Raw genomic sequence first — 18,475 nt, 5'->3', positions numbered from 1 at the left:
CCCTGAAACGATGGAAGCTTAAACTCATTAATGCAAGCGTTTGCGCAAAGAATGGCATCAGAATAGCATCAACCACTTACCTGATTTAAAAAACAGAAGGAGGCTATTTGTTAATGAGAATGACTGCAGCAAGCAAGCGAACGTGGTCCATCATTATGATTTTTTCTTTGATTATCTCCATGCTAGGCATTCCGCCATCGGCGGCCAATGCCAATAGCGCACCAAGCCAGGTCACGTTGGTCGGGACTTTGCAGTCCGAGCTTGGTCATAACACGGATTGGGATCCAACAGCAGCCGCAACCACCATGAATGATATGGGGAACGGCGAATACAGGTTTACCGGTCACTTGCCTGCGGGATCTTACGAATACAAGATCGCCATTGACGGGGATTGGACGGAGAGTTATGGATTCGCTAATTACTCCAATACCAGCGGTGCCAACAAGGACGGCAATATTCTCATCGATCTAAGCCAGGACGCCCAAGTCACCTTTTATTACAATCATGGAACCCACCGGATCGCAGATTCTACATACTACGCGCCGATGGAAGCGAATAAGCTTCCAAGAGTCATAGGAAGCTTCCAATCAGGCATCGGCGAAGCGGCCGACTGGTCGCCGGCGGATGCACGACTGATCATGCAGGATGCCGATTATGACAATGTGTATACGGTCACAGCCGATGTGTATGGCGGTGATCACGAATACCAGATTGCCTTAGGGGGTGACGCGGCTAGCCCGGTGTATCCGGCTAACCGAGAGGCGCTTCAACTGCCCCAGGATGTTAAGGTAACGTTCAGTTACAATGCTGTCAATCATCAGGTTGCTGCCGATTTTACAGTGCCTGTAGATCCGGGAATTCCGGTTCCCGCAAACCACCTGCGTGTCCATTATAATCGGGCTGACGCGAATTACGGCAGCACAGGGCTGTGGGTATTCGACGACGTTGCGGCTCCTTCGGCCAACTGGTCAAACGGGGCAACGCCATTCCCGAATGGGCAGCTGGACAACTATGGCGCGTTCGTCGACATTCCGCTGAAGGATGCGGCACAGAAGGTGGGCATCGTCGTTGTTGACCGCGTCAGCGGCAATAAAGACGGCGGAGACAAGAAATTCGCGCTGGCTTCACCGGACATGAAGGAAGTATGGCTTAAGGAAGGCTCCGATACGGTGTACAGCTTTGAACCGGTGGATCTTCCAGCAGATACGGTACGTGTTCACTATGCAAGACAGGATCAGAACTACCAACCGTTTGGTCTATGGTTATGGGGAGATGTAGCGGCGCCATCGAATGACTGGCCGACCGGCGCAACGATGTTCCCTGCGGGTCAAACGGACCGCTATGGCGCTTATGTGGATATCCCGATGAAATCGGGAGCTCAGAAGATGAATTTCCTGGTCCTTGATCCATCCAAGGGAGATGCGGGCAAGGAAGCTGGTGACAAAGGCTTCACTTTGGTAGACCGGTACCAGCACCTGTTTATTAAAGAGGGAGATAACACGGTGTACACATCGCCATATGGTGAAGTGCCTACCGGATTAGTCTCGGCTGAGGTGCTGGCACCCGGGAAGCTCCAGCTTGGTTTTACGATGACCGAAGGTCTGGAAGCGGAGACCCTGAAGAATGAGCTCCAAATCAAGGACAAAGACGGGGGTAGCGTTAACATCCAGAACGTGGAGATTACCGGTAACACCACGATTGAAGTTATGGCGTTATTCCAGCTGGATCAGATTCCCTTGAAGGTAAGCTACGCGGGTAAAACCATATCGGCCTCCACAGGCTGGAGAATGCTGGATGAAATGTATGCTTACGATGGGAATGATCTTGGGGCAACCTACCAGGCTGGCGGGGCCGAGCTCAAGCTGTGGGCACCGACGGCAACCACGGTTACCGCAAACGTATACGACAAGGATGATGCTGCGCAGTTTATTGGCAACGTCGCTTTGCAAAAAGGCGATAAAGGCGTCTGGTCTGTCCAGGTGAAGCCTGGGGACCTTGGCATTCAGGACTTCAGAGGATACTTCTATCAATACGAGGTGAGCCATAACGGCGTAACGAAAAATGTGCTTGATCCATACGCTAAATCCATGGCGCAATTCAGAGTGAATACGAAGGGCGAAGTTGGGCCTGACGGCGATACCGTCGGCAAAGCGGCCATCGTTGACTTAAGCCAGACGAATCCGGCCGGGTTTGATTTCGCGGATATTCCGGGTTATGAGCAGCGGGAAGACGCCATCATCTGGGAGATCCATGTTCGGGATTTTACCTCAGATCCAACCATCGAGAATGACCTGCATAACGCTACTTGGGGGTCGTACGATGCTTTCAAAACCAAGCTCGAATATATTAAGTCACTGGGCGTGACTCATGTCCAGCTGCTGCCTGTGATGGCTTGGTATTACGGGGACGAAGCTGCCATGAAGAATAGAGAACTGGACTATTCGGCAAAAGACAACGAGTATAACTGGGGGTATGATCCGCACAGTTACTTCTCGCCTGACGGTGCATACTCCGAGGATCCTGCGGATCCGGAGCTTCGAATCAAAGAGCTGAAGGCGATGATTGACGCCATTCATGAGGCGGATATGGGCGTCGTTCTCGACGTGGTGTACACCCATATGGCCAAGGCTGAATTTTTAAACGATATCGTGCCTAACTATTATGCCTTCCAGGATGCTAACGGCAATTTCATTGGGGGCTTCGGCAACAACCTGGCAACGAACCACAAAATGGCGGAGAAGCTGATGGTAGACTCCGTGAAATACTGGTTCGAGGAGTACAAGATCGACGGCATGCGCTGGGATATGATGGGCGACGCCACGTATGACGCGGTACAGAACGCATACGATGCCGCAGCTGCCATTAATCCGAAGGCGTTGTTTATCGGTGAAGGCTGGGTAACCTTCGGAGGACATCTGTCTGATCCTTCCCTGGCGGGTAAGGGCGCAGACCAGAATTGGATGGACAAAACGAATGACGTCGGCGTATTCTCCGATGAATTCCGCAACGAATTGAAATCCGGCTTCGGTAACGAAGGCGAGCCTAGATTCATTACAGGCGGCGCGCGCGATATCCAAACGATTTTTAACAATATCAAGGCGCAGCCAAGCAATACCAAGCAGGACGATCCGGGCGACATGGTTCAATACATTGAAGCCCATGACAATCTGCCGTTATACGATATTATTGCACAGTCCATCAAGAAGGACCCTTCGGCGGCAGCTCATGATCTGGAGATCCATAAACGGATACGTCTTGGGAACCTGCTTACTCTGACTTCCCAAGGGACGTCTTTCCTCCATGCCGGGCAGGAATACGGCCGTACGAAACAGTGGAAAGCGCCTGGCGTTCCGGAACAGAAGTATCATGAATTGGTTGATGAGACAGGCAAGGGATTCGGATATTTCATTCATGACTCATATGACTCTTCCGATGCCATCAACATGTTTGATTGGGAGAAGGCGACTAATGAAGTCAAATACCCGGAGAATAACAAGACGCGCGAGTACACTACCGGATTGATTGAGTTAAGAAAATCGTCCGATGCTTTCCGTTTGGGCGACAAGTCTGTAGTGGATTCGAATGTGACGCTCCAGCAGATCCCTGAAGTGAAAGCCCAGGATCTGGTTATAGCCTACAAAAACAAAGCGACGGACGGAACAGGCAGCTACTATGTGTTTGTTAATGCCGATAACCAGTCGAGATCGCTGACGCTGAGCGAGGACCTGACTTCCGGCACGGTGCTTGTGGATAATGACGAGGCAGGCACGGTTGGCGTCAAGGCAAAATCGGGCTTTGCATTAACAGCTGGCTCGATCACGCTTGAGCCTCTCACGGCTGTTGTCATTAAGACGGACGCCAAGAGCGGCGGCGGCAACGGCAGCAATCCCGGTTCCGGAAGCGGAAGCGGCAACGGCAATGGAGGAACAAGCGGTAGCCCGTCTACCGATCCGGGAACGAAGCCGGATAAGGGGCAGGGCGTGATCTCCGAAGAGTCACTGCGAGGCGGGCAAGAGAACGTAACGATTCAGCTTGGAGCAGAGGATAACGAGATTCTCCTGCCACTGACAGCAGGAGAAATTCTCGGTTCGAAGCCGCTGGAACTAAAGAGAGACGGTCTGGTTGTCCAGCTTCCGTCAGCACTGCTCAAAGCGCTGCGGCAGCTTGTGCCAGCGGATCAAGCCAAGGATGCGATGATTTCCTTCAAGCTGGAAGAGGTTGCATCTCAGACCGCTGCCTCACTCATAGCTAAAGCCGCTGCTTTCGGGAAGGCTGAGCTGAAGCAGGGCAGCAAGATGTATGATTTTAACCTTTCCGTGAAGACCAAAGACGGCAAGGAATATGTACAGGAGAAGTTCACCGCACCCGTACGGCTTGGTTTCGCAGTTGACAGTGGCATACAGGGCAGCTTGGCTGGAATCTACCAAATCTCAGACCAAGGCCGATTGTCTTATGCAGGCGGCAAGCTCGTGAATGGGCTGCTGACGGCAGAGGTGAGCCATTTCAGCACATATGCCGTACTGGAGTACAACAAATCATTTACCGATCTGGTTGGCCATTGGGCGGAGCAGGCGGTAAAAGCGCTTGCGGCAAAACAGGTGGTGCAAGGCACCAGTGATACAAAATTCAGCCCGAATCAGCAGCTGACACGGGCTCAGTTTGCCGCGATGCTCGCTTCGGCCCTGAACCTTGAAGATGCTCAAGGTACGATCTTCAATGATGTGAGCAGCGATGCCTGGTATGCGTCCGCTGTTGCGGCAGCTCATCAGCATGGGTTGGTGAAAGGCAGAAGCCAAGACACCTTCGCACCGAATGCGGCTGTCACCCGAGAGGAGCTGGCTGTCATGCTCTTCCGTGCCTACCAGTTGAAGGGGAACGCTACCGCCGTGGAAGCTCCGAAGCTGAAGGATCAGTCGCAGATATCGGCATGGGCAGCCCAAGAGGTGAATCAGGCTTTGTCCCTTGGATTGATGAAGGGTCATACGAACGGAACATTCGCACCCAAGGCGATTGCCACCCGTGCTGAAAGCGCACAGGCCATGCTGAATCTATTGAATCAAATGAAGTAACACCATGCGATACGAGAAGGAGAGCCCTGGATGATTCCAGCGGCTCTTTTTTGTTTGCATATGAAAATATTGACACTAAGATAACAATTCCAACATTTTCCGTTTACAATTCGCTCCTATAATAGCAATCAAGCAGGGTTACTGCTTACCATGAACGATAGGAGTTTGGGGGGATGAGCCAGGTACGCTCTCATAAATAGAATAGCAGAGTTCCGGGCAGCAGGGTGAAACAGTCCTAAACCAATAGAATGTTAAAAGAGAAGGGTGACAAGAGCCAATGTCAATGAAGAAAGCATTCGTAGTATCCATGGTAGCCGCAGTAGTTGGTACTTCTGTTGTTAGCGCCGTATCGGCCGCACCGGCTGTAAAGCCTGCTGCAGCTGCAGCCCAGGTGCAAAATTCCTCGTTCACCATCAATGGCAGCACGGTTGTGGTTCGTTCCATGGTGAAGAAAGGCGAGACGCTTGTATCGCTGCGCGATGTGATCAAGGCAACCGGCGCGCAAGCAGAAGTACATAGCGGCACTACGACAATAACGCTGAACGGACATACCGTTGTACTGAAAGCCAATTCGACTCAGATGATGGTAGATGGAGTGAAATCCACGCTGGCCCAGCCTGTCACAAATGTTAGTGGCACAAGCTATGTTGCATTACGTCCACTGGTATCAGGGCTTGGCGGAACCATTGCCCGCAGAGCAGGCGTGCTTGAGATCAGCACGGTACCACTTCTGGAAGGCGCAGAGAACCCTCGTTTTGCCGGAGCGGGCAAACTGATCGTTTCCAAGAGCGATGAGAATGGCAGAACGGATTACCTGGTTGATACAACAAGCGGTAAGTTCGAGCTGCTGCTGACAACAAGCGGCGGGTCCGATCTGGTGGTGGCGCCCAGCGGCAATCAAGTAGCCTACACGGACGCAGAAGGTGCGGTATATGTGCTGGATCTGAATAGCAAAGCTTCCCGTCAGATCACGAACGATAACAGCATTAAACCGGAGCTCGTGTGGTCGGCTGACGGCAGTGCTATCTATTTTCTGCAAGGGGATAAAGGCACCGTGATCGCCAAGCTGAGTCTGGCCGACGGTTCCATCGCGAAATTGGTGGAGGACAAGGTGGACTATAAGGAAAATCTGAGCGTTTCCGCCGACGGCAAGAAATTCATTTACACTGTGACCACACTCGGTACGGTAACCTCCGATACCACGAATATCGATGAAGACAATGTGTCCATTGATTTCTCATCCAATCAGCAGCAAATCTTTTCGTTTAACATCGACGGATCGAAACCGGAAGCTGTGAAGCTGACTACGACCTCGGATGATAAAGTGTTTGTACTGTCCACGGATGGACTGAAAGCATACTACGTTAGCGTCCCGTCCACAGATGATCAAGCCACGCTGTTGTCGGTGGATGCTTCTCAGAAGGCAGCCAACGTGTTTGCCGATTACGATGTGGAGCAAGCGATTCTGTCCGGTGGAGTACTATATGTGCTGGCTGCCCAAGACGACAGCAACAGCGTGATCTATTCCATTGATACGGCGACGGGCAAACAAACCAAGCTGTACACGGTATCTGCTGACGTATCCGCCATCACCGTAGCCGGATCGCAAATCGCCATCATCGAGAACGGCCGGGTTTTGGTGAATGCAGGCGACAGCTGGAGAGCGGTTACGAAGTAATGTTTTCAATCAAGGATAGACCATCTTTTTCCAATTCGAGAGGAGTTTATATAACATGAAAAAATGGATGAAATCCCTGACAGCGGTGATGGTGGCCGTGTCTCTGATCGGCGGCGCTTCGTCTGCTGTAGAAGCCAAAAGCAACCTGAAAGGCAATATTGTCATCAACGGTTCCTCCGCATTGCTGCCGCTTACGCTTCAAGCCGCGAGTGAATTCAAGAAAGAGAATCCGAAAGTGAAAATCTCGGCTTCCGCAGCAGGCTCGATCACGGGTCCTCAATCGGTACGTAAAGGCATTGCCGACATCGGCGCAGTGGATTGGGACGCATCCAAGAACGTCCCTGGATTTAATAAATTCGATGGCTTGGTAGCAAACCCCGTTGCGGTAACGGTGTTCACAGCCGTTGCGAATCCGAATGTGGGCGTAAACAGCCTGACGACCAAGCAGCTTCAGGACATCTTCTCCGGCAAAGTGACAAACTGGAAGGAAGTTGGCGGCTCGGATGCCAAAATCGTAGTCGTTAACCGTAAGTTCGGTTCCGGTACCCGCGTTAACTTCCAGCAAAAAGCGCTGGATGGCAAAGAGTTTATGAACAAAGGCGATAACTACAAAGAGGTTGGCTCCAGTGGCGATATGAAAACCACGATTGAGACAACGCCGAATGCCATCGGTTATATCGACCTTCCTTACGTCACCAGCAAGATGAAGGCATTGTCGATCAACGGTGTGGCGCCAACAGAGAAAAACGTGCTTAACGGAAGCTACAAAGTGTGGGGCATCGGCTATTACATGACCAAAGGCCAGCCGACTGGAGCAACGAAAGCTTTCATCGAATACATCCAAAGCAGCAAGTTCCAGAACGGTTCCCTCAAAAAGCTGAAATTCATTCCGCTTTCCGCCGTTAAATAAGCGCGCTTTGAGCATTCGTCATACGCGTATTCCATAAGGAAAGGGTTAGCCAGCTTCAGCGCACGGACGCCAAGCTGGCTTCTCTATGTGAAAGGAAGAGCCCCACATGATCGATATGAACCCGTCCACGAACAGCAAGGCCCCGGCCGAGCTGGGTCAAAGCTTTGGCAAGACTTCCGGCTCCAAGTTTGACCGGAAGGCGCGTCTTCGCTGGTCCAACCAACTTTTTCGCATGATCTGTATCGGCAGCGCCCTGTTTGTATGCCTGGTCCTGTTATGCATATTGGTCCTTATGCTCCGTACAGGCGTCCTGACCTTCTCGAACGTCTCGCTGACGGAATTTTTCTTCTCCACCAATTGGGACCCGGAGAATGAGCACTATGGAGCGCTTACCTTTATTCTCGGAACGCTGGCGCTAACCAGCCTGACAATGCTGATATCGATTCCGATTTCTGTCATCATCGCTGTATTCCTGGCCGAAATGACGCCGAAGTGGCTTCGCAATCTGCTGCGCCCCGTGCTGGATCTGCTCGTAGGAATTCCTTCGGTGGTGTACGGTTTTTTGGGATTAACCCTGCTCATTCCTTGGCTTCGCAACCTCAGCGGACATGATCTGGCTGACGGTCTGCTTGCGGCTTCCATCGTTCTGACGATCATGGTGCTTCCAACGATCAGCCGGATCAGTGACGACGCCATCTCTGCCGTGCCCAATAAATATCGCGACGCGGCTTACGCGCTTGGTGCGAACCGGTTTCAGACCGTGTTCCGGGTCGTGCTGCCAGCGGCCAGAAGCGGCATCATGTATGCCGTAATTCTGGGCATGGCCCGTGCGATCGGCGAAACCATGGCCGTAGTCATGGTCATCGGCAACACGGCCCAGCTGCCAAACAGCCTGTTTACCCCGACAGCCGTGCTGACAAGTAACATCGTCATGCAGATTTCAAGCGTGGAATTTGATTCCACCTGGAATTATGGCTTGTACATGATGGGTTTCATTCTGCTCGCCATCTCGCTGCTGATGATCGTAGCGGTTAGAATACTTCAGAAAAAAGGGGGGCGCTACTCATGAGTGTGAAGAAGCCGGCTCATTCTACTCTGGCCTATTCCTTTGGCAAACGCAGAGGGGCCTCCGTCCTTCTGGATCGACTGTTTACGGGACTCGTATGGGGTACCGGCATCATCGTGATTTTATTTATTGTCGGGTTATTGTTTCTGCTGCTTGAAAAAGGGCTGCCACAGCTGAGCTGGAACTTCCTGTACGGGCTGCCAAGCGAGATTGAAGAGGGCGGCGGCATCGGACCGGCACTGTTTAACTCATTCTATGTGCTCATCATCTCCCTCATTGTCTCCATCCCGATCGGCATAGCAGCCGGTATTTATTTGGCGGAATTTGCCCCGAACAATAAACTGATTGAGGTGGTCCGCATATGCGTGGAGGGACTGTCATCCGTTCCGTCGATCATCTTCGGATTGTTTGGCATTGCGCTGTTCGTGGAATTCTTCGAGATCGGTCTTACGATTCTAGGTGCGGCTATTAGTTTAGCTTTCCTGAATCTGCCCGTACTTACAAGAGTGACCGAAGAATCGATCCGGGCGGTTCCGGTTGAGCTTCGCAATGCGTCCTTTGCGCTCGGCTCCACCCATCTGCAGACGATCCGCCGTGTGCTGCTGCCGGTGGCTATGAACGGTATCATGACGGGCATCTGCCTGACAGCAGGCCGGGCGTTCGGCGAGAGTGCCGTCATTATTTTGACCGCCGGGGTATCCACCTCCGGGGAAATGTGGGATTTCAATCTATTATCGCCGGGTGGAACCCTTGCCGTACATCTGTGGTATGTCCAATCCGAGGCCATTGTGCCGGATGCCCAGGAGATTGCCCAGAAGACCACGGCGGTGCTGATCATTGTTGCATTGCTCATTAATATCGTATTCCGTGTGCCGCTGTGGCTGAATGAACGTAAAAATAAAGCCTGATGGGGTCAAGCCGATCTGGATAACACGTCAAAAACAACACCGGGAGGACATGTCATGCAGCCTTTCATTGAAATGAACAAACTGAACTTGTATTATGGCGAGTTCCATGCCCTTAAGGATGTTTCGGTTCAGATTCCGGAGCGTGCGATTACCGCCTTTATCGGACCGTCCGGGTGCGGCAAGTCCACGCTGCTGCGGACCCTTAATCGGATGAATGACCGGATTCCGGGTGCACGGGTTGAAGGCAGGGTAGCCATTGGCGGAATCGATATTTATTCCGGGGAGGTGCATGTGGAATCCCTCCGCAAAAAAATCGGAATGGTATTCCAGCAGCCGAACCCGTTCCCGAAATCGATCTACGATAATGTCTCTTTTGGACCCAAGCAGCACGGAATTCGCGGCAAGAAGAAGCTGGACGAACTCGTTGAACAAAGCCTTCGTTCTGCCGTGCTGTGGGATGAGGTGAAGGACGACTTGAGGCGTCCTGCGCTCAGTTTGTCGGGAGGACAGCAGCAGCGGCTCTGTATTGCCCGGGCGCTCGCGGTAGAGCCCGATATTCTGCTGATGGATGAAGCGACCTCGGCGCTGGACCCCATCTCGACCTTCAAGATCGAGGAGTTGACCCATGAGCTGAAGGATCGCTATACCATCGTCATGGTTACGCACAATATGCAGCAGGCGGCGCGCGTATCGCAGCAGACGGTGTTCTTCCTGAACGGCGAGGTTATCGAGCACGACGCTACCCGGCAGCTGTTCGCCAATCCCGTTGACTCGCGTACACAGGATTACATCAGCGGTCGGTTCGGCTGATGCATCAAAAGGGGGTGTCCCAGCAGATCTTGGATCTGGCGGGACACCCCCTTGTTTCTGTTAGGGGATGCTGCGTGCGCACGAATCCTCGGCACGCGTGTTGTTACCGCGTGCGGCTATCGTTGGCTCGCCTGATGATATCATCGGACTTGCCAATTCTCGGCTTGCTTGATGATGGCAACGTGCGTGCACCATCCTTGACTCGCCTGATGGTGTCACCGCATTCACCTTTCCTCAGCTCGCTTGGTGAGTAACACACACACACATACCCACCACCTGCCTGTTTGCTTGGCAATGGCCGGATCTAACGGACCGAGGGTACGCTATTATCAATCATCCGCATAATTTCGTGGTTTATCGGACACCACAGCCGTTATTTAGCAAAAAAACCGTGCGTAACCGCAATTAAAGGCAAAATAAGGTCCCTACGGTCCGTTATAATTTGAAAAGTACTATTTTTGCGGTAATAGCGTACTCAGGGTCCGTAAGCCGCATAGACGGGCATCCGTCAAGAGAAGTTCTAGTTACCATGTTTGGTAGAGCTCAAGCGCCATAGCAACTCCTGCTTTCCACATTGGTGTTCAATAGTCACAGACTCGTTGAATGGGCATAGTTTTGCCCCACGTTGGTATTCAATAGTTAGTTACGGATTCATTGATTAGTCACAAGATTTGCTATCCACTCTTGGCGCTCAATAGCCACAGACTCGTTGATACGCATAGATTTTCTCCAGATTGGTGCTCAAAAGTTACAGATTCATTTGGTTAGTCATAACTTTTACTTTCCACTCTTGGCTTTCAATAGTCACAGACTCGTTGAACAGCATAGATTTGCTCCACGTTGGCGCTCAATTGTTACAGATTCATTTGGTTAGTCATAACATTTACTTTCCACTCTCGGCTTTCAATAGTCACAGACTCGTTGAATGGGCATAGATTGCCCCACGTTGGTGTTCAATAGTTAGTTACAGATTCATTGATTAGTCACAAGATTTGCTATCCACTCTTGCGCTCAATAGCCACAGATTCGATGGATTATCTTAGGTTTTTCCCCTTCCTCACCGCAGATTCCCCTTCTACTTATACTTAAGGGACTAGACAGCCAAGAGACGGCCGAGTCATTTTTATGACCCAGCCGCCTCTGGGCTGACAACGTATTCCGTGACCTTATACGATGCCTGGAGCTGTCTCGAGTCGGATGATTTGTTTCATCAGCTTTTTCAGCATGACGGACGCCTTGACCTGAAGAGGGAGGCTATCCGAGACATGAAGCCGGTAAGCACCCTGAAGAATCGCGTGCTTCAGCTCGGCAACAGTTTCACAGGGCATATCCAGCTCGTTGTAGACACTTCCATATTGCAGGCATTGATGGGTATCGCTGCCCGCCGTCACCGGCTTGCCGAGTTTGGCGGCAAAACGCTGGACCTGATCCTGATTGGCCTCACAGCCGTATTGGTACATGTCCTTGGCATTGAGATCAAAGGCATCCAGACGCTGGAGCTGGCTGTGGTCCAAATGATGGAGTGGCGTGCTCTCCCGGAACGGATGGGCTCCGATTTTGAGCAGTGGCAGGGCTTCGGCCAGATCCATCAGATCATCAAAGGGAATAAAAGCACCCTTCTCCGTATAATCGTTCAACTGGCGGCGGGTTTCCAGAATGAACTCCTTCCGTCCGATGAGCAGAATGTGGCCGGTCTCCCGAATGTCGACTTCCATGCCGGGGAATATTTTTAAACCGCCTGCATCATAATACTCGCCATTGTAAGGAAACATCCGGTCCAGCTGCTGGTACACCTCGTCGAAGTTGCGTGTGTTAAAATGCTCGGTGAGCGCGAGTGCATGCAGCCCGTTATCCATGGCTTCGCGGACCATCTCTTCATAGTAGGTCTGTGAGAAGTCTGATGCCTTGGACAATTTGGCATGGGTGTGCAGATCAATCTTCATATTCAAACACTCCTTATAAAATCTGTATTAGAGTTAGCCGACCCAGAACAGTAGAGCCGTATATCCGGCGGTACCGGATAGGAAGAGCATATCCTGCGACGTTAGTTTCAGATGGGACAGCTTCAGCTTCTTCGCTGCCGGATTCTTCATGCCATAAGAAAAACCGCGGGTTTCCAGCGCTTCCACCGTCGTGCGGGAACGCTTGGCCGTGGCCAGCATTAATGGGAAGAAGGATAGCACCAGCAGCTTCAAATAATAGACGCCGAGCCGCCAGTAGAGAAAGCCGGGTTGATCCGGCGCTTTACCCCGCAGTCGGTAGGAGAGCAGCACATGGCGGAACTCCTCGAACAGTACCGGCAGAATCCGGTAGCCGTAAGACAGACTGAACGAGAAAGCGGCCGGCATGCCGAGCGCCAACAGACCGTCGCTGATTTTTTCAGGATCCATTCCGGAGAAAACCGTGATGCTGGCCAGCGACACGACCGATAGCTTGAGCGTCAGCTTCAGCAGCGGCAAGGCCGAGCTGATGTCCCCGCCAAAAAAGAGAGACAGGATAAACAGCCAGCCGACTTGCCCGATCAAGCCCAGACAGAGGACTAAAATAATAAACGGCGTTACCCGCGACAGGATCGTGGTGACCACCATCATGAGAAACAATCCGGCCAGCACGGTCATACTGGAGATAAACCATGGCGCGATGGCAAAAAACAGATACCAGATCAGCATCCCGCGCGGATCGAGCCGAGATAGCGTGGCATGACCGCTCCCATAGGCGGTATTCATCAGCTCAAGCTGAATGCGTTCGATGGTAATTTTGTTAAACCAGCTGCGGACGAGCTGCATCGTGTCTTCCCTCCTGTTCTGTCATCATCGCGTATACATGCTGTGCCAACCCAGTGGGAGAGCTGTACGGCGGGTTGATGCCGAGCCTTGCGGATAAATCCATCATCTGGGTAGGCGCTAGCCCGGCTCGATGGATTAAGGCAGGATCAGCAAAAATGTCGGAAGCCGAGCCATCCCCAGCGACCATGCCATGATGCAGCACAATCACTCGGGTTGCCCATTGGTGGACCAACTGCATGTCATGCGTGGCGATGATGACCGTACGGACCTGCTGCTCCAGCTCCTTCAGCGTGCCCAGCAGCTCTTCACGGGTGGCTAAATCCAGATTGGCGGTAGGCTCATCCAGCAGAATAAGATGAGGCATCATCGCCGAGCCTATCGCCAGCGATACACGCCGCTGCTGCCCTCCACTGAGAAGCCGGGCATCTCGTTCCCTGAAGGGCTCGAGGCGGAAGTGGGCCAGCATTCGATTGGCCCTGTCTTCCGCTTCCGGGTAGTGGCGGCTCGTCAAGCCGTAGGCAACTTCCTTATACACGCTATCCTCAATGAACATATCCTCCGGATTCTGAAAGACATAAGCCACCTTTGAGGAGATCTGTTCCATCGACGATAACGCTGTGCTTTGTCCCATAATTTCCACAGAGCCGCTTGAAGGCTTGGCGATTCCGGCGATCAGCTTCAGAAGGGACGATTTGCCTGCACCATTGTTGCCTACAAGAGCGATCCGTTCGCCTTCGTGCAAGCTCAAATCGATGCCTCGCAGCACTTCATGATCTGCTTTGCGGATCGTGCGGTACCTTAGTGCGGCCTGATTCAACTGCACAACCGTGCTGTGCTTCCGGAACGGCCCTGCCACGTCTTCCCGCCCAGCCGTGCTGTGCTTTCGGAACGGCCCTGCCACGTCTTCCCGCCCAGCCGTGCTGTGCTTCCGGAACGGCTCTGCCACGTCTTCCCGCCCAGCCGTGCTGTGCTTCCAGAGCGGCCCTGCCACCTCTTCCTGCACAGCCGTGCTTGGCCGCCGATGCCTCTCTAACTCCTCTTCCTGCATCAGCGGTTCAGGAATTCGTCGCTTCGTGTGTAAGCCGGTAAAGAGGGCATCATCATTCGCTCCCGGAGCGGGTGGTTTGCGATTCATCTGTGAATGATCATCCTGCCGAGTTAGAAGATCGCGGAAGTAGATCTCGGCGGCTTCCGCGGTAATCGGATAAGGCTGCTTGATCGGAGATTCAGCGAGTCCGGCAGCGCGGGATCCGGATTCGGAGCCGGTCGGCATCGGCTGTGCTCCAAGCGGACGGTCTGCAGCCATGTCGCTACGATTCAGCATGACCGCCAGCTGGACGGCCGCCTTGGTAACCTCTGGGGGCTGGATACCCAGCCGCTCCAGGTCCTCAAGGCTGTTCAGCGCCTCTGCTACGGGCCGCTGCCATCTTACGGTTCCCTGCTCCATTAGGCAGACTTCCTCGCAGTAGTCGGCAATAAACTCTGTATGATGTTCAATTACAATGATGGTCTTCCCGTGTACGCGGTTCAGCTGGCGCAGCACATCATATACTTGCCTGGCATGCTGGGGGTCGAGCTGGGATACCGGCTCATCAACGACAAGAATATCCGGCTCCAGCGAGAGCGCTCCCGCCAAGGCGAGCAGATGCTTCTGACCGCCGCTCAGCTCCCATATGTAGCGGTCTTTCAGATGTGTCAGTCCGCACAGCTCAAGGGCGCGGGAACCCATCTCCCGATATTCGGCCAGACCATAATTCAGCGGAGCGAATACCGCTTCATCCAGCACGGTCGGTCGGACCAGCTGGTTATCAAAATCCTGATATACATAACCCACCATACGGGACAGCTCCGAGACGGTATGCTTCTCGGCGGATAGCCCGCATATTTCAACGGTTCCCGTGAAATCCCCTGAATAATAATGGGGGATCAGGCCGTTGAACAGCTTGCATAGCGTTGATTTGCCGCAGCCATTCCCGCCGATGATCGCCGTGAAGCTGCCCCGGCCAATCGTAAGGGAAGCTCCATTCAGCACCGGCTGCTCGGAGCCGGGATAGACAAACGTTACATCGGTTATGTTTACAGCCGGGGCATTAGGATGGGGAACTTGTTTAGACATAAGGCAGTTTCTCCGCTGCATGTTCTTCTTTCATACTGCGGTTTCTGCGGACCCGCATGAACACCAGCACGGCCAAGGCGATAATCGCAGCTGCTGCGATACTGATCCAGATGGCGCCGACACCGAACCGATCTGCAAAGCCGCTGTCCCATTCCCCGAAGTTCCAGTCCGTCTCGGAGAGGGATTCGGCTCCGAAGGCAACGAGCGCAAGCACGATCCCGAGGATAACCAGTTTCGGCGAGATGATGCCGGCCGCTTCATACTGGGTCAGCTTCTGCCGGGGCTTGATGCCAAGCAGCGGCTCGATTTTTCCATACAATCGGGGAACCAGATATAATGTAGGCAGCAGGGCAAACAGAATGCCGGAGAACAGCACATCATTCAGGAAGCCGACGCCTTCAACCAGAACCACGCTCTGCGCAAGGCCGGGAACGGCTTCAAATTCTTCGACGCCGATCCATACCTTGCCGATATCCACCAATGAGCTGCACAACTGATGGATGATAACGCCGGTCATGGCAGCAACGCCTACTTGCGTCCGGTTAAGAGGATCCTTCACCATGCGTCCGGCAACGTACATGGCGAAGGAGAAGGTAAGGAATTTCTCCAGCTCGCCCAATCCACCGAATTGACCCAGCATCAGTTCACCGAAGATGACCTCGCCAAGCGCCGCTCCTACAGCTGCATAAAAAGGATGAAACAGCATGCAAAGGGTGAGGGGGATAAAAGCGAAATACTCAACGGAAAGCTCGACAGGACCTAATCGGAATGACGGGATGAGTTCCGTGAACATGTTGGATAGTCCGTACAGGGACATGGACAGAACAAAGATCATCATTTTCTGGGAAGATGTGAGGGTGTACACCCGTGAATTGCTTGCCATTAAGAAAAGCCTCCTTGGAAATGGGATTTGCTATTAGTATAGGAGGCGATTATTAAAATGAACGGAGTAGTATGTCAACGCAGTGTAATATTTTTTACATAAATATAATCATGAAATAAAACTTACATAACAATCACGGCGTATGATGGACTGGTAAGAAGACGCCCAAGATTCCCACTGTAGAAGGAGTGCAGCGCAATTGAAGAACCTATTTTCCGATAAATCCGGATTCTCGCCGAGTCAGCTCAAAATCGCCGATTTCATCGAACGCTATCCCGAGGAGATGCTGTTCATGACGGAGCAGGAAATCGCGGACCGGCTGGGTACCAGCATTGCAACCGTATCCCGGTTCTGGCGTGCTGTCGGGTACGAGAATGCCAAGGCGTTTAAGCTGAAGCTTCGGGAGACCTCGGACAAGACACCGGCTGTGAAGCTGGAAAAAACGATATCCGAGATGGATGCATCCAGCTTGCCGGTAAAGATGCTGGAGCAGGCCGTGCACCATCTTCAAGAGACATCGAAGAAGACGGATCCGGATGATCTGGAGCAGGCGGCCAGGCTGATGGCTTCGGCCAGACGTGTGTATGTGTATGCGCCGGGACCGTCCTTATCGCTCGGGGAGCTGTTATCGTATCGCCTGTCCCGGTTCGGCATGTCCATTCGGCTTATGGCCGGAAGCGGCCATGAGCTGCTGGAATCGCTCGCGCATTTGGAACAGGACGATGTCGTGCTCATCTTCAGCTTCACCCGAATGCTGCCGGAAACGGAGGTCATCCTGGACTGTGTGAGTCGTGTTCGAAATGCAGCCATCATGATCACCGACCGGGAGGATTTCCGGTATGGAACACCGGCTCAGCTCTCGTTTTTTGTCAGTCGGGGGGATATGGGAGAATTTCATTCCATGGTGACGCCGCTGCTGCTCGTGGAGCAGTTGATCTTGAGCATTGGCATGCTGAACAAGGAGCAGGTGCTCAAGAAGCTGGATGATTTGGGGAAACTGCGGACAAGGTATGCGGATAAACTCCCGCGTGGGAAGGCGTAAGGCTGCTGCCCGCTGATCGGAGCTTAAGCTATTTATAAGAAACAAAAGTCTTTCAGGGATGGGATGGCCTGGAAGACTTTTTTTGTGTCTTTTGACGCAGAACCATTGGATTATTTATGTAATTTTGATATAGTTACGCTACCTCTATGATCTGACTTACCTCATCTTTGAATCCCCTGTTAGTACGGCAGTTTCTTTTAGGATCACTCACGAATTTCCAGGCAAGGACGATAATATGGGTATTATCAGGGTCAGGCGCAAATCCGATAAGTATGCCATGAATCATGAATTGTAAATCGCCAGGCCCATCCCGTGAGGAAAATGCATCTAACTTCGAATGAAGACGTAGTATGTGTTATATCCTTCAGTTGTCTATGGATTTATGGATATTTGAGAGGCTGTTATAGGGAAGAACCAGTTATCGCTCTTTAGGAGTAGGGGAGGTGTTAATTTCTTGAATGGCTCGAAACCTGTGAAGCTGCTCCTGCTTATGGCGGTTATCGCCATGGTGAATGTTGTGCTTGTTTCGCCCGGCTTGCTGGGATTCCACATCGGCGGCGACAGCGCCTTCGAGACGGCATCGGTTGTTACGGTATGGGTTGTCAGCGCTCTTCTATTGTTCTATGGCAGTTATGCCTTGTTATTCAAGTCTCCGGCTGTGAAGCCGATCAAAACGATTCAAACCCGCGAGGATTACATAAACTCCCTTCACCATTACCGCCATGTGAAAGTGCTGAAGAACGACATTGACCTTGCCCTGGACCAATTGGAACGAATCGAGAAAAAGAGAAGCGCGCTGCTAAGCGTTCTGGGTGAACGCTTTGAACCGACGGAGCTCAGCTACAAGAAATTCATGGCGGTCATTGACGAGGTGGAGAAACTCTTCTATCTCAATATCAGAGGGATTCTTAACAAGCTTGGTGCCTTCACCGCTTCCGATTTCACGAATATGTCCAATCCGCAGAAATCAGCCCGGCTATCCAGCAAGGTCGCTCAGAAGAAAACGGAACTGTACCAGGAGTACCTGGCATACGTTGCCGGTTATCTGGATGCCAACGAGGAAATTATGCTGAAGCTGGATAAGCTGCTGCTGGAAATCTCATTACTGGGCAGTTCCGATTACCGGGATGTTGAAGATATGCCGTGCATGAAGGAAATCGATGCGTTGATCAAGCAAACCAAATTATACAAGCAATAAGAGAGGGAG

At 52.4% G+C, this 18,475-nt stretch carries 12 protein-coding genes; 8 read left to right on the top strand and 4 right to left on the bottom strand.

Going from position 1 to position 18,475, the window contains the following annotated elements:
* Positions 1 to 113 precede the first annotated feature (113 nt).
* The 6 genes from WDY75_RS28970 to pstB all read left to right on the top strand — a co-directional run bounded on the left by WDY75_RS28970 (position 114) and on the right by pstB (position 10,441).
* Positions 114 to 5,069 carry a pullulanase gene (locus tag WDY75_RS28970; RefSeq protein WP_063478357.1) on the top strand — a complete coding sequence of 1,652 codons (4,956 nt, stop codon included), beginning with the start codon at positions 114 to 116 and terminating at the stop codon, positions 5,067 to 5,069.
* Positions 5,070 to 5,352: 283 nt separating this feature from the next.
* Positions 5,353 to 6,747 (top strand): stalk domain-containing protein, encoded by a 1,395-nt coding sequence (locus WDY75_RS28965; protein WP_231887978.1) that lies wholly within the window; start codon positions 5,353 to 5,355, stop codon positions 6,745 to 6,747.
* Positions 6,748 to 6,802: 55 nt separating this feature from the next.
* Positions 6,803 to 7,657, top strand: a complete 855-nt coding sequence (locus WDY75_RS28960) for a phosphate ABC transporter substrate-binding protein (protein WP_006207716.1) — start codon at positions 6,803 to 6,805, stop codon at positions 7,655 to 7,657.
* 106 nt (positions 7,658 to 7,763) lie between these two features.
* Entirely contained in the window at positions 7,764 to 8,726 is a 963-nt protein-coding gene (pstC, locus tag WDY75_RS28955; RefSeq protein ID WP_006207717.1) for a phosphate ABC transporter permease subunit PstC, read from the top strand.
* Positions 8,723 to 9,631 (top strand): phosphate ABC transporter permease PstA, encoded by a 909-nt coding sequence (gene pstA / locus WDY75_RS28950; RefSeq protein WP_063478358.1) that lies wholly within the window; start codon positions 8,723 to 8,725, stop codon positions 9,629 to 9,631. The genes pstC and pstA overlap by 4 nt, the downstream gene beginning before the upstream one ends.
* 54 nt (positions 9,632 to 9,685) lie before the next feature.
* Positions 9,686 to 10,441: a phosphate ABC transporter ATP-binding protein PstB gene (gene pstB / locus WDY75_RS28945; RefSeq protein ID WP_063478359.1), complete on the top strand. Its 756-nt coding sequence runs from the start codon at positions 9,686 to 9,688 to the stop codon at positions 10,439 to 10,441.
* 1,166 nt (positions 10,442 to 11,607) lie between these two features.
* On the opposite strand, the gene WDY75_RS28940 is transcribed toward pstB, so the two are convergent.
* The 4 genes from WDY75_RS28940 to WDY75_RS28925 are packed head-to-tail and all read right to left on the bottom strand — an operon-like array spanning position 11,608 to position 16,226.
* On the bottom strand, positions 11,608 to 12,384 hold the full coding sequence (locus tag WDY75_RS28940; RefSeq protein WP_006207719.1) for a PHP domain-containing protein: 777 nt from the start codon (positions 12,382 to 12,384) through the stop codon (positions 11,608 to 11,610).
* Between the two features lie 33 nt (positions 12,385 to 12,417).
* Positions 12,418 to 13,227, bottom strand: coding sequence for an energy-coupling factor transporter transmembrane protein EcfT (locus WDY75_RS28935; protein ID WP_036636435.1), 810 nt, complete (start codon positions 13,225 to 13,227; stop codon positions 12,418 to 12,420).
* On the bottom strand, positions 13,202 to 15,343 hold the full coding sequence (locus WDY75_RS28930; protein WP_063478360.1) for an ABC transporter ATP-binding protein: 2,142 nt from the start codon (positions 15,341 to 15,343) through the stop codon (positions 13,202 to 13,204). Before WDY75_RS28930 ends, WDY75_RS28935 begins: the two co-directional genes overlap by 26 nt.
* A complete protein-coding gene (locus WDY75_RS28925) occupies positions 15,336 to 16,226 on the bottom strand; it encodes a hypothetical protein (RefSeq protein WP_036636440.1) in 891 nt (296 codons plus the stop codon). Before WDY75_RS28925 ends, WDY75_RS28930 begins: the two co-directional genes overlap by 8 nt.
* A gap of 199 nt (positions 16,227 to 16,425) precedes the next feature.
* Here WDY75_RS28925 and WDY75_RS28920 point away from each other — a divergent pair, with 199 nt between their 5' ends.
* Positions 16,426 to 17,268 (top strand): MurR/RpiR family transcriptional regulator, encoded by an 843-nt coding sequence (locus tag WDY75_RS28920; RefSeq protein ID WP_006207723.1) that lies wholly within the window; start codon positions 16,426 to 16,428, stop codon positions 17,266 to 17,268.
* A 454-nt stretch (positions 17,269 to 17,722) separates the two neighbouring features.
* Positions 17,723 to 18,466 carry a hypothetical protein gene (locus tag WDY75_RS28915; protein WP_036636443.1) on the top strand — a complete coding sequence of 248 codons (744 nt, stop codon included), beginning with the start codon at positions 17,723 to 17,725 and terminating at the stop codon, positions 18,464 to 18,466.
* Positions 18,467 to 18,475: the final 9 nt, after the last annotated feature.

It is taken from the genome of Paenibacillus glucanolyticus (assembly GCF_037333485.1).
Taxonomy (GTDB): Bacteria; Bacillota; Bacilli; order Paenibacillales; family Paenibacillaceae; genus Paenibacillus_AQ; species Paenibacillus_AQ glucanolyticus.
Note: the sequence above shows the minus strand (reverse complement) of the source record. Positions and strands in the feature narration are given on the sequence as shown.

Bases quoted from the DNA above. Each gene is read 5' to 3' on its own strand.
- WDY75_RS28930 (WP_063478360.1), bottom strand. From the start codon at position 15,343: ATGTCTAAACAAGTTCCCCATCCTAATGCCCCGGCTGTAAACATAACC.
- WDY75_RS28935 (WP_036636435.1), bottom strand. From the start codon at position 13,227: ATGCAGCTCGTCCGCAGCTGGTTTAACAAAATTACCATCGAACGCATT.
- WDY75_RS28940 (WP_006207719.1), bottom strand. From the start codon at position 12,384: ATGAAGATTGATCTGCACACCCATGCCAAATTGTCCAAGGCATCAGAC.
- pstA (WP_063478358.1), top strand. From the start codon at position 8,723: ATGAGTGTGAAGAAGCCGGCTCATTCTACTCTGGCCTATTCCTTTGGC.
- WDY75_RS28960 (WP_006207716.1), top strand. From the start codon at position 6,803: ATGAAAAAATGGATGAAATCCCTGACAGCGGTGATGGTGGCCGTGTCT.
- WDY75_RS28970 (WP_063478357.1), top strand. From the start codon at position 114: ATGAGAATGACTGCAGCAAGCAAGCGAACGTGGTCCATCATTATGATT.
- pstB (WP_063478359.1), top strand. From the start codon at position 9,686: ATGCAGCCTTTCATTGAAATGAACAAACTGAACTTGTATTATGGCGAG.
- pstC (WP_006207717.1), top strand. From the start codon at position 7,764: ATGATCGATATGAACCCGTCCACGAACAGCAAGGCCCCGGCCGAGCTG.
- WDY75_RS28965 (WP_231887978.1), top strand. From the start codon at position 5,353: ATGAAGAAAGCATTCGTAGTATCCATGGTAGCCGCAGTAGTTGGTACT.
- WDY75_RS28925 (WP_036636440.1), bottom strand. From the start codon at position 16,226: ATGGCAAGCAATTCACGGGTGTACACCCTCACATCTTCCCAGAAAATG.